Here is a 21,003-nt window from a genome sequence, read left to right as displayed (position 1 = left end):
CAACCCGTTCATTATGTCTTGCGACGCAAAGCGCCAGGTTAATTGTTGTTGTTGAGCTGCGCCGGCGCCGGATCGGCGCCGTTGTTCATGCCGGGCATGGAATGGCCGTCATGCCGCATGCCCGCACCGGGCGTGCTGTCCATGCCCTGCATCCCGGGCATGTCGTGCTGCATGCTGTTGCCATCGCTTGTGTTGGCCGGTTCGCTGCGCGCCGGAGCACCCGTCGCCGGCACGGTGGCGGCAGGCGCCACGATGCCTTCGTCGGCATGGCGATTGTCATATTGCAGCTTGTCGTGATTCTCGGCACTTTCCTTGCCGCCGCCGCCCGTCATGTCGATGTGCATCATCTCGTTCATGCACATCTTGCCCGGCGTGGCGCACATGTTGAGGATGGCCTCGTAGAGATCGGCATCGGCGCCGGCATAATAGCGCACCGGCTCCTTCTCGCTCGGCTTTTCGAGCTTCAGATAGGCGTCGCGGTTAAGCATGGTGCCCTGCTGCTTGACCTTGGCCACCCAGGCGTCGAAGCCTTCGCGGGTGAGGCCGTGGAACTTGAAGCGCATATGCGAGAAACCCGAGCCGCTGTAATTGGCGGAGAAGCCCTCATACTCGCCCTCTTTGTTGATGACCGCGTGCAGCTTGGTCTCCATGCCCGGCATGGCGTAGATCTGGCCGGCAAGGGCGGGGATATAGAAGGAGTTCATCACCGAGGAGGCGGTAATCTTGAAATTGATCGGCATATCCACGGGCGCGGCGAGCTCGTTGACGGTGGCGATGCCGAGTTCGGGATAGAAGAACAGCCACTTCCAGTCGAGCGCCACGACCTCGACGGTCAGCGGCTTGGTATCGGCCGGGATGGCGCGCGCCGCATCGAGGCGGTCGAGCGGGCGGTAGGGATCGAGCTTATGGGTGGAAATCCAGGTGACGGCGCCGAGCGCGATGATGATCGCCAGGGGCGCAGCCCAGATGACGATTTCGAGGCGGGTCGAATGGTGCCATTCCGGCGCATAGGTTGCGGCCGTGTTGGAGTGGCGGTAGCGCCAGGCGAAGAGCAGCGTCAGGAAGATCACCGGGATGATGATCAGAAGCATCAGCACCGTCGAGATGACGATGAGATCACGCTGTTGCACGGCGATGTCGCCGGACGGCGCCATGACCACCATGTTGCATCCTGCCAGGAAAAGCAGCGGCAAGACGGATAGAAGGCGGGAAAACTTCATGAGTTTTGGCACGTCTCTAAGCTCTTGTTGTTTCGTTTGTTCCGCGACTAAAGCACTGAACCAGATCGCGACATGAGGTGTTTGGTCGCAGTGCAGCAAGCATGCCGCACTGCGGCGTAAATGCCGTTGTCCTATAGCGTTGAAATCCTGAGGAAATCCAGAAGGATTCTTTCGCCAGCGCATGTTTCAACTCAATATATCCGCAAGAACCGGCCAGGCCAGCATTTGCAGGGGAAATCACCGTCCGGATCACGCAAATTTTTCCCATCCACGCTTCATTTGCGCCGCGATGATCAACTATTTCAGTCTTGCGGACTTGATAAGCCTGCGGGTTTGATCAAGATCACGCTTGGGGCGCCTTGCCGGAAGCGCCTTAACGAGGAGGCGTTTATGGCAACAACATCGCATTACGGACCGTCGTCATCGTCGCTGGAACGCGACGCGCGGCGTATTCACGACGACAAACCGGTTTCGCCAGGCAGCATCGCCATCGGCGTGGTCATCGGCCGCATGTCGGAATTCTTCGATTTCTTCGTCTACGGCCTCGCCTCCGTCCTGGTCTTTCCACAGCTCGTCTTCCCATTTGCGCCCGACCGGCTGACGGGCACGCTCTATTCCTTCGCCATCTTCTCGCTCGCCTTCCTCGCTCGTCCCGTCGGCTCCGTCGTCTTCATGACGATTGACCGGATGTACGGGCGCGGCACCAAACTGACCATCGCGCTCTTCCTGCTCGGCGGCTCGACGGCCTCGATCGCCTTCCTGCCGGGTTACGAGGAGATCGGCGTCTGGTCGATCGCGCTCCTGGCGCTCTTCCGTCTCGGCCAGGGTTTTGCGCTCGGCGGCGCCTGGGACGGTCTTGCCTCGCTGCTGGCGCTCAATGCGCCGGCCAATCACCGCGGCTGGTATGCGATGATCCCGCAGCTCGGCGCGCCGATCGGCTTTGCGCTGGCAAGCACGCTGTTCGGTTATTTCGTCGCCAATCTTTCCAGCGAGGATTTCCTCTCCTGGGGCTGGCGTTATCCGTTCTTCGTCGCCTTCGCGATCAACGTCGTGGCGCTGTTTGCGCGTCTGCGCCTGGTCATGACCAAGGAATTCGGCACGCTGCTCGAACAGCACGAGCTCGAAGCCGCACCGATCCTCGACGTTCTGCGCGTTCACGGCCGCGACATCCTGATCGGCGCCTTCGTGCCGCTCGCCAGTTTCGCCATGTTCCACCTCGTCACCATTTTCCCGCTCGGCTGGATGAGCCTTTACGGCAACCAGCCGATCGGCGCCTTCATGGTGGTGCAGGTGGTCGGCGCCATGGTCGGCATCGTCGCCATCGTCGCGTCGGGCCTGATCGCCGACCGCATCGGCCGGCGCGCCCAGCTTGCCATCTGCGCGGTCATCATCGCCGTCTTCAGCTTCGTCGGGCCGATCCTGATCGCGTCGGGCAACAGCGGCCATGACGCCTTCGTCATCATCGGCTTCGGCGTGCTCGGCCTGTCCTTCGGCCAGGCGACCGGCTCGATCTCCTCGCGCTTCGGCCGCGGCTATCGCTACACCGGCGCTGCCTTCACCTCGGACCTCGCCTGGCTGATCGGCGCCGGCTTCGCGCCGCTGGTAGCGCTCAGCCTCTCCAGCCGCTTCGGCCTGACCTTCGTCGGCTACTACCTGCTCTCCGGCGCCATTTGCACGCTGGCCGCACTCGCCTTCAGCAGGGCACTGGAACAGCGCGAATAGTGTAAACTGCAGCAGCACGCCGGAAAGTCCGGCGTGCTGCCTCATTCTCTATGGTATCGAAGAGCGGCGCCGCCAAATTGATGAAGCACTTGTTGGTCGTGAGCGATATCCACGGCTTTCCCGAAACTTTCGCCGAACTCTTGGATGTTGGGTGCCCTGAGCACCGCTTACTACAGCTGGCCGACCTGAGCGGTCGCGCCGGTCTGCGCGGAGACGAGCTTCACCACCATCTTTTCAACGAAGACGGCATGCGGCATGCGGTTCGGGCACTTCGCGAGATGGACGGACGCACGTGCTTGGGGATCGGTTTTAGCGCCGGTGGAACTGCTTTGTGGAATGCGGTCAAAGAGGGGCTGGAGCTTCAGGCCCTGATCTGCGTGTCATCAACCAGATTGCGCTTCGAAACGTCTCCATTGCATATACCCACAATGGTAGCCTGGGGAGAACTCGATCCATATCGGCCGCCTGAAAGCTGGAACAACATTGTTCCCAAGCGTTGGAAATCCTATGCCGGCAAGCAGCACGATTTTTACCGTACCGACGCGCTGACAGCTGGATCTCCGTTACGGGCAGAGATTGCCGCTTTCATCGAAGGCCTCTTCGCATAGCGCATATCTGCGTCACTTCGGCTGACCTTAGTAGGCTACTCCGCCGGGTCGCCAGCCCCTCATCGGCCTGCCGGCACCTTTGTAGCTTCCCTTTACCCGCTATTGGCGTAGTACTGCCTATTGCAGTGGCGGATGGAAGACCGTTGCACCCTTTGGGACACCAAGCCCGTGGGAAAGCCCAGGTCTCCGTCCGCCGTTCCATTGAACCCGAACAGTCGCCGGGGCCGCTTGCGAAAGCAAAGCCCGCTTAGGCAAGGATGGGATGAGATGGATATGAATGAGAGCGTGGTTTCAATCCGGCGCAGGTGCGCGCCTTTGCCAACGCGCTCGGCCGCGGGGCGGATCCTCGTCGCGAATCGGGCAACATGGCCTGTGCCTGTTGCGCAGGTTGCAGATCCTGGGGCAAGCCTGAGCATGACGGGAGGGTAGGGGAGCTGATCCGAGGCGGTCTGGATTCCGCACGAAGTTGTTGAAGAAGATGGCGCGCGAACTGGTCATTTCAAGCACATCGTTTTTGGCCAGCGAAATCTTGATCTGCAATCTTATTGCGCCATTTGCGGCTGCTTCGCAGCCCGGGCCGCCGTCAGTTCCGCGGTGGTGTGGTTCAGGCGGTCGGCGAGCACGCGCATGATTTCAACGGCCATTTCGGGGAAGTCGCTGAGCAGCTTCAGGAAGTGTTCCTTGCTGATGCGCAGCACCTCGAGCGGCGAGGTGGCGCGCACCGTTGCCGTGCGCGAGACATCGCAGAGGATGGCGATTTCGCCGACGATGGAATTGAGTTCGACATCGGCGACCTTGATCTCGCCGGCCGGCGAGGAGACGATGATATCGGCGGTACCGGAGAGGATGACATAGGCGGCGTCGCCCACATCGCCCTGATGGAAGAGGTTCTGTCCGGCCTTGTAGGTCATGCGGTCGGAGGTGAAGGCCAAAAGCTTGAGCTTGGCTGGCGCGATCCTTGAAAAGATTGGCACGCGCCTCAGCATTTCCACTTCGTCTCTCAACAGCATGAGCGTTTCAATCCCCTGACGCAGGGTTCTTGGAACCTGGCGCCTTCAATTCCTGGCGTCCCCCCGGGAACGCCTACTATCGCCGCCCCTATAGAATATTACGATAACAGTTCCTTGAACATCCCGTTTTTCTCGGAAAGTTCGGGATAGTTTCCGGCTTCGGCCAAGCCGCCGCGGTCGAAGAGCAGGATCCGGTCGAACATCTCGGCAAGGCGCGCATTGGAGAGCACCCAGATGATCGACGGCCGCTTGCCTTCCTCGTGCAGGTCCTGGACGATGTTGCGGGTGATCTGGTCCTGAACGCGCTGGTCGAGCGCCGACAGCGGCCGGTTGAAAATGAAATAGTCCGAGCGTTTCAACAGCGCACGCGCCAGGTTGAGCTTCTGCCGCTGCACCATGGTCAGCCGCTTGCCGCCGGAGCCGACGTCGAATTCCAGCCCGATCGACAGGACATCGTCATAAAGATCGAGCGCGTCGAAGAGTTCGCCCATGATGGCGCGGATGCGATCGGAGGCGTCGGCCTGCTGGTAGGCGATGCGGCCGAATAGCACATTGTCCATCAGGCTTGCCGACGGGGTGAAACGCTCGGCGTCGTAGCGCTCGATCAGCTCGCCGAGATCGGCCGGGATATGCTCGTGGAACTGCTTGCGGGCGCTGACGATCTTGTCCATCAGCTCGTCGGTCAACAGACCGAAGCGGTGACGGGGTTCGATATAGGCAAAGCTCAGCCGGATGATGGCCGAGCGTTCCTCGGGTGTGGCGTCCTCGAAGCGGCGGCTTTGCAGCTTCTGCAGCAGCGCCTGGTAGGTCGGAATGTCGTCCGCCGTCATGAACGTCAGTTGCTGGAAGAACGGATGGTCCGGCGGCAGGTCGTGGAAGAGTTCGACGGCGTTCTCTGCAATCTCCAGGCCCATGGCGTAGAGATCGGTGCTCAAGCCCGTCTCGCGGAACAGCTGCTGGAAATAGGGATGGGCGGCAAGCCGGCGATTGGTCATCAGCGGCCGCTTCATGGTGCCGAAGAGCAGGTTTTCGCCGACCGTTGCCTGGGCGTTATAGGCGTCGAAGTCGAATGGCACGACGATGCCGTCGAGCCCTTCGTCGCGCAGCCGGTCTCTCAGCGAAGCGCGCAGGGCGACGACATGGTCGCTGACTGCAACATGCACGTGGGTATTGACGGTCGAGCGCAGCGCCAGGTCGAGGATGTCCTGCGAGATCAGCACGGCGTCGAGCACCGGCCGGATGGCTTTCAGCAGATCCTCCGGCCCGCTGGCGCCGGCCGCCTGGTAATCCACCCAGTCGCTGTTGAGATCGAGCGTCGGATTGCCGGCCTTCACTGCCTCGACGGAATGCCATTTATATTCGAGCGCTTCCTTCTCGTCGTAGACGGGATCGGTCATCGGCGCGTGTTTGAGGCCGTAAAGCAGATTGCTGGCGAGCGTGCCGTGGAAGAAGAAGGTATCGGCCGAGGCATAGGAGATCCGCCGGCCGGTGATCGATTCCGGCAGATCCAGCAGGTCGCGGCCGTCGATAGTGATGCGGCCGGAATCGGGCCAGACCATGCGGCCGAGCGCTTCGGCGAAGGCTTCCGCGCCGCTGCCGTTCGGGCCGACGATCGCCACCGTCTCGTTCGGCTTGATCTCGACGGAGACGTGGTCGACGAGGCGGGCGCCGCTGTCGTCGGAGAGTGAGAGATTGGTGACGACGAGCGCACTCGTCAGCGCGCCGACGGGGGCGGTGGCCAGCTCCTGGATGCGGCTGTCGATCAGCGGCTCGACATTGAACTGCTCGTAGACCTGCTGGTACTTCACCTGCACGTCCTGGCGCATCTGGTCCCAGTCGATCAGCTCCTTCAATGGCCCGGGCAGGTCCTTGTAGGCTGATATGACGGCGACGAGCTGGCCGATGTCGAGCCGGCCCTGCAGCGCCAAGTAGCCGCCGATCGCGTAGAACAGGAAGGGTGTCACCTGGGCAAGGAAGTTGTTGATGAACTTCACCAGGAACTTCCACTGGTAAAGGTCGTAACGGATCGAAAAGATCCGGCCGAGCCGCGAGGCAATGTCGGCGCGCTCGAGGTTGGAGGTGTCGTTGCCGTGGATCGTGCCGATGCCGTCGACGATTTCGCCGACACGACCGGAAAGCTCGCGCGCCGTCAGCTGCCGCTGGCGGCCAAGGTCCAGCAGGCGCTTGCGCATGCGGGGAATGACGACGGCCTGCACGCCAACGATGCCGGCGGCGATCATGCCGAGCCAGAAATTCTGGACGATGATGAAGGCGAGGGCGGTGATCGCCTGGCCGCCGAGAAGGGCAGGCGAGACGAAGGCATCACCGGTGAAGCCGCCCATCGGCTCCACCTCGTCCTTGATCATCGTGGCGATCTCGGCCGATTTCACCCGCTTGAAGTGGATAGGCGGAAAACGTAAGACCCGGTCGATCAGTTCGAAGCGGATACGGCGCAGCATGCGCTCGCCGAGCCGGCCCTTATAGGTGTTGATATAGAACTTGAAGAGGCCGTTCAGCACCACCAGCGCAAGGAACACCAGGCTGAGGGCCATCAGCATCTGGAAACGGTTGAGCTGCAAGCCTTGAAAGAATTCGACATGGCCGATCAGCGGAATGTCGTAGGCGATGTGCATGAAGGTCTGCCTTGCGCCTGGACCTTCGAAACCGTCGCCCTGGATCGGTCCGTTGACGATCTGCTTCGGCAGGTCGAAAGACAGGAAATAGGGCACCATCGAGGCGGCGACGACAGCCAGAATCCACAGCTGCTGCAGCCGCGTGTTCTTCCAGATGTAGCGGGCGAGGCTTTTTTCCATGGCTAACCGTCAGCGTGCTGGGAAATTCCGGGGGCCGGGATGGGGAGCAATTCTGAGAACAGGACCATGCAGCCGGACCGCCGATATCGCAATGAAAACAAGGCGAAGAGACCGGCTGCAGAAAGGCCGATTCTCGCCGGAACTTTGCTTATATCACAGGAATTTTGGATTGCAGCGCCGTGCGTCTGAAAAGACGCGAAAAGGACATCGTAGCACTTGGAATTGCTGAATAATTTTATCCTTGAATCGATTCCGATTAACGGAAATGCGGGGCAGCAGGCGGCTCGGCGATCATCCGGAGATCGGCGCTGCGAGCAAAAGAAACCCCCGGAAAAAATCCGGGGGCTCGTCAATTGCAGATCTCAAGAGAGGTCGCGCTCAAGCCGCGACTGCTCGCAGCATGGCGTTTGCAGTGGAGCAGCTCATCGCTTCCGCGATCATGTCGGCATCCTCATCACTGATGCCGAACAAACCGAAGCGAAGCTGATAGCCCCAATTGGGGCCGACCCGTGTGAAGGCCAGCCGGTCAAGCAGGGGCCGGATCGGGGTTTCCTCTGCCGGCTGCCAATCGACATCGCGACGCCAGGGCCTGAAACCGCTTTCCATCTCCACCTGGTATGGCGCGCCGTCACGAGCCGCGCCGCTCGCGGTGAAAGCCTGCAGGCGGTCCTTGCCGCCAAAGACGACGGTGGGCGAGTAGTAGATCACGCGATCCCCAGGCGTGATGCGCCTGAGGGGTGATGCCTTGCCGTGACAGACCTGCATGAAGCCGGCTTGACGGCCGATGCGGACATGCTCTGCGGAAGCGACGGCGATCCAGGCTCTGGCCATGGCTCAACCCTCCTCGGTCACGGTGTAGACGCGCAGGCGATGCCCATCGGGATCGGCGGCGACAAAGCTTCGGCCGAAATCGAGATCGGTCGGCGCCATGACAATATCAGCGCCCTTGGCCCGCCAATCGGCGTGGGTCGCATCGACGATGTCTGATGTCGCGACCTTAAAACCTATGTCGCAGCCGCCGCCCGCTGCTGCCGGCGCGGGCTCCACGCCCGCTTTGCCCCAGAGACCGAGCCCCAGGCCGGAGGGCAAGATGAACATGGCGAAGGTCGCGCTCGCCTCCACGGGCTCCTTCCCGAGCAGGCTGGTGTAGAAGCGGGCGCTTGTCGGGGCATCGGTCACGTAGAGAAGAATGCTGTTGCTGGCGGTCATAAGGCGCTCCTGTTGTTCGTTGGACAGTAGAAGCTTATGACCAGACACTGCCAAATTCTGGCAGTATCATGCGTCACGATGCGATATTCCCTGGATCTCCCGCCATTGTTTCAGCAGCGCCTGCCTGCGCTTGGGATACCGTGCGTCGAGCACTTGCGCATGACCAACTCGATCCGTGCGAAACGAGCGGAAATCCTGGCGGAGTTCGCACCAGCCGAGGAGGAGGCGCACCTGGTCGAAAAAAGCCAGCGCGAACGGCCACACCACACGCTCCGATGCCACGCCGGCCCCGTCGCTATAGGAGATCAAAAGCTTGCGTTCGGTGCGGATCGCCTTGCGCAGAAGCGCCGGATCGACCTGGTCGACAGGGAGTTTGACCCCAGGCCCCACCAGGAGGGCGGATGCATCCAGTGCGTCGCGCAATTCGGGCGGCAGCACGGCGGCAATCCGCGCCAGCGCATTTCGCGCCGCATCGCGCAAATGATCGTCCCCTCTATCCGCCACCCATCGGGAGCCAAGGACGAGCGCTTCGATCTCCTCCGGCGGAAACATCAGCGGCGGCAGGAGAAATCCGGGTTTCAAAATATAACCGACACCCGGTTCGCCCTCGATCGCTGCGCCTTGGGCCTGAAGGCTGGCGATATCCCGATAGAGGGTGCGGATACTGACGCCGATCTCGTCGGCCAGCACCCCGCCACTGACCGGCCGGCGGTGGCGGCGCAATACCTGGAGAAGGTCGAGAAGGCGTTCGGAACGGGACATGCGGTAAGCTTATACAGGCTTGCTGCTGCCAGATACTGGCAGGATGAGATTTGCCCGGATTTGCCGAAACCGTGCGCCCACTTCTTTAGCCGCCTGCGCTCATTGAGATACTCAAGACTTCGAATTGCCGACCAGCATGGAGCGGATGATACCGGCGGTCTTCTCAGCGCCGTCGAGATCGAGCGAGACCGCCCCGCGGCGCCGCGCGGCGAGCGCTTTTTCGACCGCCTCCTTCACATGGCCGGGCGTCAGTCCCGTTTCCGGCAGTATGTCGGCGAGACCCAGCGCCTGCAGCCGCTCGGCGCGCACCGTCTGTTCGGTTTCGCCGCCGGTGACGAAGGGGATGAGGATTGCCCGGCATTCGGTACGCAGGAGATCGCCGACCGTGTTGTAGCCTGCCTGCGAGATCGAGACCTTGGCGCCGCGCAACAGCGAGGGAAAATCCTTGCGGAAGCGGACCAGCGTCACGTTTGGTGCCGCATCCTCAGACAATGCCGCGAAATCGGCTTCCGGCAGATTCGGGCCTGCTATCAGCAGCCAGCGAAGATTGCCGGGCAGGAGGGCCGCCGCGTCTTTTGCCGCGCCGATCAGCGCGGCCCCGACCGCGCCGCCGCCTGCCGATGCGATAATGTCGAAGGTTTCAGTCGGTTCCGGCGCCGGCGGCGCTGCAACGAGGCCGGTATAACGCAACCTGTCGGCGATCTCTGCCGTCAGCGGAAAAGTATCCTCAAGCCTGGTGAAATCGGGGTCGCCATGGACGAGCACCGCATCGAAATGTTCCTTGACCAATGCTGCGGTCTCCGCATCGCGGCCGGCCTTGCGGTTTTCTTGCAGGATGTCGCGCACCGAACTCAGGAGCTTCGGTCGCGGTTCGGCCTGGTCGATCGCCGCCAGCAGCGGCAGCAGTTCGAAGCGCATCTGCCGTCGACCGAAGGGGAAGGCTTCGATGATGACAACATCGGGCCTGGCGGCATGGAAGGCCTCAAGCAGCAGATCGCGGCGGGCATTGAGGAAATCCTCACCGGCGGGGCGGCCATTGGCGTCGGCGAGGCCGGAAAAGCCGGCATTGCTGGCGACGACCGGCGGCAGGGCCACGGTCTTGACGCCGTCGCCGGGAAAACCCGGCACCGGCAGGCCGCCGGTGACTACCGTGACGTCGAAACCGTCCTTGACGAGCGCATTGGCGATGCGGCTGGCGCGGGCGATGTGGCCGATGCCCAGCAGGTGCTGGACGTAGAAAAAGATGCGCGGTGCCGTCATGACGCCTTCTGCCATTCGGCCTCGAACAGGCCGGTGAGCTGCCGAATGCTGGAGTGATAGTCGAAATCGTCGCGCACCCGCCTTTCAGCGGCGTCGCCGAGGCGCTTGCGGAGCGCCGGATTGCGGATCGCCGTCTCCAGCGCTTTGGCAAGCCTACCCGGATCCTCCGGCGGCACGACCAGGCCGTTTTCGCCGTCCTCCAAAAGTTCCGGCACGCCGGATACCGCCGTCGAGAGGCAGACGAGGCGCTGGCTCGAAGCCTCCACAAGCACATTCGGCAGGCCGTCGCGGTCGCCATTGGCGGCGATCCGGCAGGCGAGCGCGAAGAGGTCGGCGCGGCGGTAGTGATCGAGCACGTCTTCCTGCGCCATGGCGCCCTTCCAGACGATGCGGTTGGAGAGTCCGAGCTCGCTGGCGAGCGCCTTCAGTTTGGCAAGCTCCTCGCCGCCGCCGATATGGTCCATGCGCCAATGAAGGTCATGGGGTAGCAGGGCGAGCGCGCGCAGCAGCACGTCATAGCCCTTCTTCTCGACGGCCCGGCCGACGCTGAGGATGAAGGCGGGATCGTCGGGGTCGCTGCCGGTTCTCTGCGAACGCTCGCCGGCAAAATGGCCGAAACGGGCAAGATCGAGACCGTGGTAACTCAGGTGCACGGCATCCTTGCGGGATGTCAGGGCGCGCATGTGCTCATAACCTGTCCTGGTGCAGGTGACGGCCCAGCGGGCGCTGCCGAGTTTTTCCTGCAGCTCCCAGTCGGGCGACGTCCAGATATCCTTGGCATGGGCCGAACAAGTCCAGGGTGTGCCAGTGAGGATGCTTGCATATTCCGTCACCGAAGCCGGCGTGTGGATGAAATGGGCATGCAGCCATTCGCCCCTATCCGGCCATTCGCGTCCCAGCACCAGCGCCTGGCCGAGACGGCGGAAGCGGTTGCGGGAGATGTCGCGCTTGAGGTCGGCGAGGAAACGTTTGATCAGGACCTTGAAGCCGGGTTTTGAGAAGCCGGCAACCAGGCCTTTCAGCACGCGGATCGGCTCCTCATGCAGATATTCCGGCAGGTAGACGACCCGCGCCCTGATCTCGTCATGCACGGGATGGCGCTTCTTGTCGGTCGGCCGGCGCATCGAAATCAGCGTCAGGTCGAAGCCGGCCTTTTCCAAGCCGAGCAGCTCCTGGGCGATGAAGGTTTCCGAAAGGCGGGGATAGCCTTTCAGCACGACGAGGATCTTGCGGCGTGGCGGCAAGGCTGTGCCCTATTCCGCGACGAGGGAAAGGTGGCTGGCGCGGCCGTCGATCCATCGCCCGACCGTCTGCGAGATGTGGTCCAGCCCTTCAAGATGCATGTTGCTGCCGCTCTTCGACGGCGGCAGGCGGGAAGGCAGACGTTTCAGAGCCTCGGACATGATGGTGGGATCGGCCGATTGTTCCGGCAGCAGCATATCGACAAGGCCGAGCGCGCTTGCCCGCTGGGCACGAAGCAGCTGTTCCTCGCGCGGCTTGACGCGCGGCACGATGAGGGCCGGTTTGTCGAAGGAAAGGATCTCGCAATAGGTGTTGTAGCCGCCCATGGCGACGACGCCGGTGGCGCCGTCGATCAGCTCTTCCATGTGGTTGTCGAACTCGATCACCTCGATATAGGGGATGGCTTCGCCCTTCTGCACCAGCTTGGCCCGCTCGGCGGCCGGCATATAGGGCCCGAGCACGACAAGCGCTTTCTGCGTCAGCGTCGGATCGGCCTCGTAGGCGTTCATCACGTCGTGCACGAGATCGGAGCCGTCGCCGCCGCCGCCTGTGGTGACCAGGAGGTAATTATCCTTGCGGGCGTTGATCGAGCTCTTGCCCTTGGAGACGCTGCGCTGCAGAAAGCCGACGAAATCCATCTTTCGGCGCAGGCTGGCCGGCACGTCGAGACCCATAAGCGGATCGTAGAAATCAGGCGGACCATAGACCCAGACGCTGTCGTAATATTGGTCGATCTTCTGCATGATGCCGTTCCTCTTCCACTCGGCGTCGAGCAGATGCGGCGCGTCCATGATTTCGCGCAGGCCGAGCACCAGCACGGTGCCGCGGGCCTTGAGATAGGCGAGCGTATCCTCGACCTCGCCCTTCAATCCCATCGGCTCCTTGTCGACGATGAAGATGTCGGGCTGGAAGGTCTCGGCGGTGTGGCGGATGCTCGATTCGCGCATCTTCAGCGTTTCGTGCAGGTCGATATGGCTGGCAAGCGAGGTATATTCGCCGTTGCGCAGCTTGATGACGCTCGGGATCTTCACGAAGTCGACGCGGGCGCGGTAGTCGAAGGCGCCGGCGATCGTCGCGCCCGAAATGATCAGGATGTTGAGGCCGCGATAATCCTCGACCAGCGCATGGGCAATGGCGCGACAGCGCCTGAGATGGCCGAGGCCGAAGGTGTCGTGACTGTACATGAGGATGCGCGCATCTTCGAGACGTCTGGCCATGGGTGTTCCCTCCGGGGTGAACAGCATGCGTTAGTACCCCCACCGTCCGGAGGCCACGTGGCGGGGGCGGTGCCATAAGGCGCCGCCGGGTTTTCTGCTATTTGTAGGGATCTGCCGCATCACGCAAGCCGTCTCCCAGAAAGTTGAACGCCAAAATGACAAGAACAACAGGAATGATCGGATAGAGCAGCCAAGGATAAAAGGCGATGACGCTGACGCTTTTTGCCTCGGTCAGCAGAATGCCCCAGCTGGTGATCGGCGGGCGAAGGCCGAGGCCGAGGAAGGAGAGCGCGGTCTCGCCGAGGATCATGCCGGGGATCGAAATCGTCGCCGAGGCAATGAGATGCGACATGAAGCCCGGCACCAGATGCCGGCCGATGATGCGCGGCGTACTGGCGCCCATCAGCTGTGCCGCCTGGACGTAATCCTCCTCGCGCAGTGCCAGAAGCTTGGAGCGCACGGCTCGCGCCAGTCCGGTCCAGTCGATGATGCCGAGGATGACGGTAATGCCGAAATAGATGACGATCGGGCTCCAGGTCACCGGCATGATGGCGGCCAGCGCCATCCATAGCGGCAGGCTCGGCAGCGATTGCAGCACTTCGATCAGGCGCTGGACAACGAGATCGAAAATGCCGCCGCGATAACCGGCAAGGCCGCCGATGACGATGCCGAGCAGGAAGCTGATCGAAATGCCGATCAGGCCGATCGTCAGCGATATCCGCGCGCCGTAAAGAATGCGCGAGAGAACGTCGCGGCCGAGCCGGTCGGTGCCGAGCAGGAACATCTGCCCGCCGATCGCCGGGCAGACCAGATGATAGTTCGAGGCCGCAAAACCCCAGAATTTATAGGCATCGCCGCGGCAGAAAAAACGGATCGGCTGCACGTCGTTCGGCCGGTCGGTATAGACGCGGTGCAGCGTGTCGAGATCGAGCGTCATGCTGCGGCCATAGACGAAGGGGCCGACGAAATTGCCCTTGTCGAAGAAATGGACGCGCTGCGGTGGCGCATGGATGAAATCGACATTGCGCGAATGCAGGCCGTAGGGCGCCAGGAACTCGACGATCAGAATCATCGCGTAGACGGCGGCGAGAAAGATGCCGGAGATCAAGGCCAGCCTGTGCTGCTTGAACTTCCACCACATCAGCTGTTTCTGCGAAGCGAGATGGATGCGCGATTGCGCCGCCGTCATCGTTTCGGTCGCCAGCGGATCGAAGGGCGCGGTCGAGACGTAATGGGGAAGCGGCGCGCCGGGCGCGGGAAGGGGCGACATTATTTGGTGCTCCTGCCTTGCAGACGGATGCGGGGATCGAGGAAGCCGAGGGCGATGTCGGAGATCAGAACGCCGATGACGTTGAGGAAGGCGAGGAACATCAGGAAGGAGCCGGCGAGATACATGTCCTGGCTTTGCAGCGCCTTGATCAGCATCGGTCCCGTCGTCTCCAGCGACAGCACGATCGCGACGATCTCGGCGCCTGAAATGATCGACGGCAGGATCGAGCCGATATCGGCGACGAAGAAGTTGAGCGCCATGCGCAGCGGATATTTCAACAGCGCCCGCATCGGATGCAGGCCCTTGGCGCGCGCCGTCGTCACATATTGCTTCTGCATCTCGTCGAGCAGGTTGGCGCGCAGCCGCCGGATCATGCCGGCAGTCCCCGCCGTGCCGACGATGATGACGGGAATCCACAGGTGGGAGAGGATCGATCGCGCCTTCTCCCAGCTCATCGGCGCCGAGATATATTGCTGGTCCATCAGATGGCCGATCGAGATGCCGAACCAGATATTGGCGAAATACATCAGGATCAGCGCCAGCATGAAATTCGGAACGGCGATGCCGAGCAGGCCGAGGAAGGTCAGCCCGTAATCGCTCCAGCTATACTGGTGCGTGGCCGAATAGATGCCGATCGGAAAGGCGATCAGCCAGGTGAGCAGGATGGTCGTGAAGGAGACGAGGATCGTCAGCCACAGGCGCTCGCCGACCACGTCGGAAACCGGCATCTGGTATTCGAAGGAATAGCCGAAATCACCGTGCAGCATGCCGCCGACCCAGTAGAAATAGCGCACGATCTCCGGCTTGTCGAAGCCGTATTGCTGGCGCATCTCCTCGATTTCCTGGAGGTTGGCAGTCTCGCCGGAGGCGCGCAGCTCGGCGATCTGGCTCTCGAAGAAGTCGCCCGGCGGCAGCTCGATGATGGTGAAAACCAGCGCCGAAATGACGAAGAGCGTCGGCACCATGGCGGCGATGCGCCAGAGAATGTATCTGAGCACGCCTCAGGCCTCCTTGTACCAGAATGTATCCGGCATGTAGATGCCGAGATAGGAGGTGGGATCGAAGCCGTAGAGGGCTTTCTCCGGCAGGTTCTGCAGCTTGGCGGCGCAAAGGACCGGCTGCAGCGTGCTGTTGATCAGCCCGATCGAGAACACCTGCTGCGTATAGAGCGACAGCATCTTGTGCCAGATCACCTGGCGCTCCTCGAATTTCGCCGTCGAGCCCCACTGGCCGAGCAGGTCGACCAGTTCGGCCGCCTCCGGCAGGTCGGGGGCGGCGCCCTCCTGGCCGGCGGAGAGGTAATGCATGCCCCAGAGCGGCCATTGCAGCTGATCGTCCAGCGTCGGCGCCAGCCCCGAGGGCGACATGTCGGCGGTGGGAACACCATTGTCGAGGCCGTACCAGATCGACATCATGATCGAACCGCTCATGGCGCGGTTGCGGAAGACGTCGCGCTGCGACGTGCGTGTATAAAGCGCAAGGCCGATATTAGCCCAGTGATCGTGCACCAGCTCCAGCACGTCGGTATCGAGATTGCTCTCGCCGGCGGTCTCGACGGTGATCTCGGCGCGCCGTCCGTCCGGCAGCAGCCTTATGCCGTCATCGCCGCGCTTGGTCAGGCCGATCTCGTCGAGCAGCCGGTTGGCCTCGTCGGCATCGAACTTCACGAAGGCGTCGGCATATTCCTGCTTGAACAGCGGGCTGTCGGGCAGGACGGTATCGGCGCTCGGCGTGCCCAAGCCGTAGAAGGCGACCATGTTGATCTCGTGCCGGTCGATCGCCAGCGACAAGGCGCGGCGCAGGCGCACGTCGCGGAAAAGGCCGCGCCATACCTCGTCGGCGCAGTTGAGGTTCGGCAGCAGCGTGATGCGCGAGCCGCGCGCCACCTTCCAGAGATTGACCTTCACCGGGAAGCGCTTCTCAGCTTCTTTCAGAAAGGTGTAGTCGTTGAAGTCGATGCCGGTCGCCTGCAGGTCGGCCTCGCCGGCACCCGCCTTGGCGGCGATGATCGACGAGGAGGAGACGTTGAGGATGAACCGGTCGAGATAGGGAAGCTGCCTGCCGGTCTCGTCGACGCGGTGGAAGAACGGGTTGCGCTCGAAGACGAACTGCTCGGCCGGCAGTGCCGTCGTGTTGCGCCAGGGATCGAGCGTCGGCAGGTTGGGATTCTCAGGCCGGTAGGAGCGGGCCATCTTGATGTGCAGGTCCTGCCATTTCTTGACGCGGTTGGTCTGCATCATCTGTTCCATCTTCGCCTGGTCGGGCTGGAACTTCTTATGGAATTGCTTGAGATAATGCGCCGGCCCGACGATGACGAGCGGGATCGGTCCTGCCAGCGTGGGCAGGAACATCGGGTTGGGTTTTTCCCAAGTGTAGCGCACCGTCAGCGGATCGAGCACCTCGAAACGCGGCAGGCTGCCGTGCGGGCGAAGCTCCAGCGCGCCGCCGCCCGGTGTCAGCTTGTCGTTCAGGATGACGTCTTCCCACCAGTAGCGGAAGTCGTCAGCCGTGAACGGCTCCCCATCGGACCATTTATGGCCTTCGCGCAGCCTGAAGGTGAAGACCGTGTCGTCTTCCGAGCTGAAATCAGCGAGGATATCCGGCTGGAACTGCAGGTGCTTGTTGTAGCCGATCAGCCGGGCATAGCCGTAGATCGTCATGAAGCGGATGTCGCGCTGGCTGCCGATGATGGTGCGCACCGTGCCGCCGTAGCTGCCGGGGGCAAGCCCCATCTCCTTCAGGTTGACGATGCGCGGGCGGGCGGGAATGCGCCCGGCCATCGGGGGCAGGCTGCCCGATGCCAGCCGCTCCTTGAGAAACTCAGGCTCGCCGGTCGGCTCCGCCCGAAGCACTGCAGGGGCGATTGCAGCGCCGACAAGGCCGCCCAGAAAGGTGCGACGCGTCACCATCCTCGCAACTCCTTGGCATCGGCGCCTTTGCGGGCGCGCACTAGATGGCCGTCGCCGAGATCGGCATAGGCAAGCTCGGCCGCGTCGTCATGCTCGGCGGTGAAGGTCACACCCCAATTTTGCTTGTCTGCCGCGCCGTTTTCCCGGAGCGCCTTGAAATCGAGCGGCCGATCGAGATCGGGGAAGGGGACGGCGGCGAGCAGCGATTTCGTATAGGGGTGCACCGGATCGCGCAGGATGATCTCACGCGGCGCGATCTCGACGATACGGCCCTTGCACATCACGGCGATGCGGTCGGCCATGTAGTCGACGACGGCGAGATTGTGCGAGATGAACAGATAGGTCAGCCCCAGTTCCTTCTGCAGGTCCTTCAACAGGTTGAGGATCTGCGCCTGGACGGAGACGTCGAGGGCCGAGACCGGCTCGTCGAGGATGATGAGCTTCGGGCCGAGGGCAAGCGCGCGGGCAATGCCGATGCGTTGACGCTGGCCGCCGGAAAAACTGTGCGGGTAACGGCTGAGGTAACGCTTGTCGAGGCCGATCGCTGCCATCAGCCCTTCGACCTTGCGCTTGTGCTCGTCACTGTCGCCGCGGTCGTGAATCTCCAGCGGTTCGCTGAGGATGTTGCGCACCGTCATGCGCGGCGAGAGCGAGGAGACCGGATCCTGGAACACCATCTGGATCTTGGTGCGCATGTCCTGCAATGCCTCGCCGCGTACCGAAAGCACGTCGATCACGTCCTTGCCGTCGTTGAACACCACCGAGCCGCTGTCGGGTGTGATGGCGCGCATCAGGATCTTGCTGAGCGTCGTCTTGCCGCAACCGGATTCGCCGACAAGGCCAAGGCATTCGCCGCGACGGATGTCGAAGCTGACGTCGTCGACGGCGTGCACGACGGCGGCTTCGTGCTTGCCGAGAAAACTGCGCTTGCGCGTCTTATAAGTTTTCGAGAGGTTGGCGACCGAAAGCAGCGTGCCCGGCGCCTCCGCCTGCAACGGCTTCTTCTTGCCGACGAGGGTCTCGAGATTGACCGGCACGTCGCGCAGCGCCTTCAGCCGCTCGCCGGGCTTCATGTCGAAATGCGGAACGGCGGCCATCAGCGCCTTCAGATAGGCATGCTGCGGATTGCGGAAGATCGCTTCGACCGGCCCGGCTTCCATGATCTCGCCGTGATAGATGACGACCACCTCGTCTGCCATGTTGGCGACGATGCCGAGATCGTGGGTGATAAGCAGCATCGCCATGCCGAGCTTGGCCTGCAGTTCGCGCAGCAATTCGAGGATCTGCGCCTGGATCGTCACGTCGAGCGCCGTCGTCGGCTCGTCGGCAATCAACAGCGCCGGCTTGCAGATCAACGCCATGGCGATCATCGCGCGCTGGCGCATGCCGCCGGACAGTTCGAACGGATACATGTCGTAGGTGCGATGCGGATTGGTGAAGCCGACGAGGCCAAGCATTTCCTCGGTCTTCTCACGCGCTTCCTGCTTGTCGATCTCGGTATGGATCAAAAGCACTTCGCTGATCTGGTTTCCGACCGTATGCAGCGGCGAAAGCGAGGTCATCGGCTCCTGGAAGATCGTCGCCATGCGCCGGCCGCGCAGGTCGCGCATTTCCTCACTGTCGCGCGAGAGCGACAGGATATCGGTCGTGCTGCCGTCGAGCGGATCGGTGAAAAGAATGCTGCCGGAGGCCTTGGCCGGGTTGGGCAGGATGCCCATCACAGACTGGCTGATCACCGACTTGCCGGAGCCGGATTCGCCGACGAGAGCGGTAACCTTGCCCGGGAGGATGCGAAGATTGGCTTCCTTTACGACACGCAGCCGGTCGCCGAAAACCGAGAAGGAGACGTCGAGATTTTCAATACGCAACAAATCGGCTGCAGACGCCATACCAATGAAATTCCCCAGTCTTCTATGTTCCCGTTAAGGCACACTATCGTACCGCAAACGGGGTGTCTAGTTGATGACAATCAAGGGAAAACCACCACATCGCGCCGAAGTTCCCCAGGCGAGAAGCGCAGATTCATAGCAGGCGTTCGAGGCTTTACTGGATGAACTTCTCCATGGTTGTGCGCTCGACGTGTTTCTTCGCGTCGCGGTGCAGGAGAATAACTTGCTCGGCTTCGGATAGCCCGTTCTGCACCGCCTCGCGGAAGCCATCGTCGACGTTGATCTCGGGGGCCGGCGCCCGTGGCTGCAGCACCGTCACCTTCTGGCGGATGCCGCGCAGCTTCTCTTCGCCGAGCGTCGTCCATTCGCCGCCGCAATAACCGGCAAAAGCCTGGCTCGCGACGACCTCACGGCCATATTTCTTGGTCAGGATCTGCAGCCGCTGCACCTCGTTGACGGCCGAGCCGAAGGCGGAGAAGGTCAGCCGGTCTTTCAGGCCGACATTGCCGAACATGACGTTGCCAACATGCAGGCCGATGCCGTAGCCGACCTTGCTCAGGCCTTTCGCCTCGCGGTCCTTGTTGAGCTCGGCGACCCGCGCCTGCGCCTGATGGACGGCGGAAAGCGCTGCCTCGCAGGCGATTTTCGACGGGTCCTTGTGGCGCCCGCAGGGATAGACGGCGAGGAAGCCGTCGCCGAGGAAGCTTAAGATCTCGCCGCCGTTGCGGTTGAAGGGCGCGGCGATCGCGTCGAAGAACTGGTTCAGCGTGTCGATATAGGCCTGGCGGCCTTCCTTTTCGGCATACATGGTGGATTCGCGCATGTCGCCCATGACGAGCGCGGCACGGATCGTCTCGCCGTCGCCGCGGCGGATCTGGCCGTTCAGCACCCGCTTGCCGGCATCGCCGCCGAGATAGGTGGTGAGCATGTTGTTGGCGAGCTTGCCGAGCACGGCCATCTTGGCGGCAACCGCCAGATGGTTCTGCATCCGGAGAAGCGCGTCGATCATGTCGTCGGAAAAGCCGTTATGATGGTCGGTCGACCAGGAGCCCATCATGCCCTGCACCGAGCCGTCGCCGAAGGGCTGCACGAAGGCGAGGTAATCGGTGATTGCGTCCTTGCGCAGGTCCTCGAAGATCGGAAATTCGGCCGGCCCTTCCTGCATCAGCCGGCGGCGGATGTGCTGCAGGTTGTTGTCGAGCAGGTAATAATAGGGGCTCTGCAGAAAACGGTCCGGCTTCTGCCCGGCCGGCATGCGGAAGCCCTCGATGGTGACGCCGCTGGCGCGCCGCCAGGTAAAGCTCAGCGCGTCATAAAGCGGATGCAGCATCGAAAAGGTCAGATGCACGCGCGCGATCGGCAGGCCGGCCGCCGCGATCCTTTCGCAGAAACCGCTCACGATGTTTTCAAGCTCGTCTCCGGCCAGCGAAGAGTTCGTCAGCCATTCAGCGACCCGGTCCAACAGGATGGAGGACACGCTGGATTCGATCGTGCTCATTCTCGGTATGATCCTCATAAGGCACGCCATCCCCAAGAGCCAAAAATCCCTCGGCCGGCACATTTTTATGCGCAGGTCACAAGGAATCAGGATGTACGAGCGGTATTATTTGTCAACGATCTGCCGAAAGCCCGACAGCGGCACCCCTCTGCGTCCCCTATCGGAGACCGGACGGGCAGTCCTTTCACGGCAGTTTATTGTTGAAAGTCAAAATAGGGATGCTGCAAATGCGAAACAATGGGAGCGGAATTTTTTTGTGCGCTCAAGTTGCAACAAAGGATTGTGCCGGGGCATTTTGGCCACACCCGGGTAAGGATCTTTGAGCAGCCCAGGACCCTCCCCACAAGGGAGGGGCTTAGCTTGCCGCGTCGTCC

Annotated in this window: 16 protein-coding genes; 2 read left to right on the top strand and 14 right to left on the bottom strand. The window is 62.1% G+C overall.

What is annotated here, in order from left to right; translation table 11 throughout:
* Positions 1-38: 38 nt before the first annotated feature.
* The gene (gene cyoA / locus FHX03_RS17195; protein ID WP_097625643.1) at positions 39-1,232 is read right to left on the bottom strand and encodes a ubiquinol oxidase subunit II; all 1,194 of its coding nucleotides are present in this window, start codon (positions 1,230-1,232) and stop codon (positions 39-41) included.
* Positions 1,233-1,610: 378 nt separating this feature from the next.
* Here cyoA and FHX03_RS17190 point away from each other — a divergent pair, with 378 nt between their 5' ends.
* Both FHX03_RS17190 and FHX03_RS17185 read left to right on the top strand, forming a co-directional pair.
* Positions 1,611-2,942, top strand: a complete 1,332-nt coding sequence (locus FHX03_RS17190) for an MFS transporter (RefSeq protein WP_183777877.1) — start codon at positions 1,611-1,613, stop codon at positions 2,940-2,942.
* 80 nt (positions 2,943-3,022) lie between these two features.
* Entirely contained in the window at positions 3,023-3,550 is a 528-nt protein-coding gene (locus FHX03_RS17185) for an alpha/beta hydrolase (protein WP_246645367.1), read from the top strand.
* Between the two features lie 542 nt (positions 3,551-4,092).
* Here FHX03_RS17185 and FHX03_RS17180 read toward each other — a convergent pair.
* The 13 genes from FHX03_RS17180 to FHX03_RS17120 form a co-directional block, all read right to left on the bottom strand.
* Complete coding sequence (locus tag FHX03_RS17180) at positions 4,093-4,560, bottom strand: cyclic nucleotide-binding domain-containing protein (RefSeq protein WP_003563501.1); 468 nt, start codon at positions 4,558-4,560, stop codon at positions 4,093-4,095.
* A gap of 98 nt (positions 4,561-4,658) precedes the next feature.
* A complete protein-coding gene (locus FHX03_RS17175; RefSeq protein ID WP_183777879.1) occupies positions 4,659-7,373 on the bottom strand; it encodes an ABC transporter ATP-binding protein in 2,715 nt (904 codons plus the stop codon).
* A gap of 378 nt (positions 7,374-7,751) precedes the next feature.
* Entirely contained in the window at positions 7,752-8,204 is a 453-nt protein-coding gene (locus FHX03_RS17170) for an EVE domain-containing protein (protein WP_183854707.1), read from the bottom strand.
* 3 nt (positions 8,205-8,207) lie between these two features.
* A complete protein-coding gene (locus tag FHX03_RS17165; protein WP_183777881.1) occupies positions 8,208-8,582 on the bottom strand; it encodes a VOC family protein in 375 nt (124 codons plus the stop codon).
* A 66-nt stretch (positions 8,583-8,648) separates the two neighbouring features.
* Positions 8,649-9,344: a helix-turn-helix transcriptional regulator gene (locus tag FHX03_RS17160; protein ID WP_183854705.1), complete on the bottom strand. Its 696-nt coding sequence runs from the start codon at positions 9,342-9,344 to the stop codon at positions 8,649-8,651.
* Between the two features lie 111 nt (positions 9,345-9,455).
* Positions 9,456-10,604, bottom strand: coding sequence for a glycosyltransferase family protein (locus FHX03_RS17155; protein ID WP_183854703.1), 1,149 nt, complete (start codon positions 10,602-10,604; stop codon positions 9,456-9,458).
* Positions 10,601-11,848, bottom strand: coding sequence for a glycosyltransferase (locus tag FHX03_RS17150; RefSeq protein WP_183777884.1), 1,248 nt, complete (start codon positions 11,846-11,848; stop codon positions 10,601-10,603). Before FHX03_RS17150 ends, FHX03_RS17155 begins: the two co-directional genes overlap by 4 nt.
* 9 nt (positions 11,849-11,857) lie before the next feature.
* Positions 11,858-13,063 carry a glycosyltransferase family protein gene (locus FHX03_RS17145; RefSeq protein WP_097625635.1) on the bottom strand — a complete coding sequence of 402 codons (1,206 nt, stop codon included), beginning with the start codon at positions 13,061-13,063 and terminating at the stop codon, positions 11,858-11,860.
* A gap of 97 nt (positions 13,064-13,160) precedes the next feature.
* Positions 13,161-14,333, bottom strand: a complete 1,173-nt coding sequence (locus tag FHX03_RS17140; protein ID WP_183777885.1) for an ABC transporter permease — start codon at positions 14,331-14,333, stop codon at positions 13,161-13,163.
* On the bottom strand, positions 14,333-15,331 hold the full coding sequence (locus FHX03_RS17135) for an ABC transporter permease (protein WP_088940698.1): 999 nt from the start codon (positions 15,329-15,331) through the stop codon (positions 14,333-14,335). Before FHX03_RS17135 ends, FHX03_RS17140 begins: the two co-directional genes overlap by 1 nt.
* 3 nt (positions 15,332-15,334) lie before the next feature.
* Positions 15,335-17,242, bottom strand: coding sequence for an ABC transporter substrate-binding protein (locus tag FHX03_RS17130; RefSeq protein ID WP_183777887.1), 1,908 nt, complete (start codon positions 17,240-17,242; stop codon positions 15,335-15,337).
* Positions 17,236-19,131 carry an ABC transporter ATP-binding protein gene (locus FHX03_RS17125; RefSeq protein WP_183854701.1) on the bottom strand — a complete coding sequence of 632 codons (1,896 nt, stop codon included), beginning with the start codon at positions 19,129-19,131 and terminating at the stop codon, positions 17,236-17,238. The genes FHX03_RS17130 and FHX03_RS17125 overlap by 7 nt, the downstream gene beginning before the upstream one ends.
* A 154-nt stretch (positions 19,132-19,285) precedes the next feature.
* Positions 19,286-20,629 (bottom strand): adenylate/guanylate cyclase domain-containing protein, encoded by a 1,344-nt coding sequence (locus tag FHX03_RS17120; protein ID WP_183854699.1) that lies wholly within the window; start codon positions 20,627-20,629, stop codon positions 19,286-19,288.
* Positions 20,630-21,003: the final 374 nt, after the last annotated feature.

The organism is Rhizobium sp. BK456, from assembly GCF_014194045.1.
GTDB lineage: Bacteria > Pseudomonadota > Alphaproteobacteria > Rhizobiales > Rhizobiaceae > Rhizobium > Rhizobium redzepovicii.
Note: the sequence above shows the minus strand (reverse complement) of the source record. Positions and strands in the feature narration are given on the sequence as shown.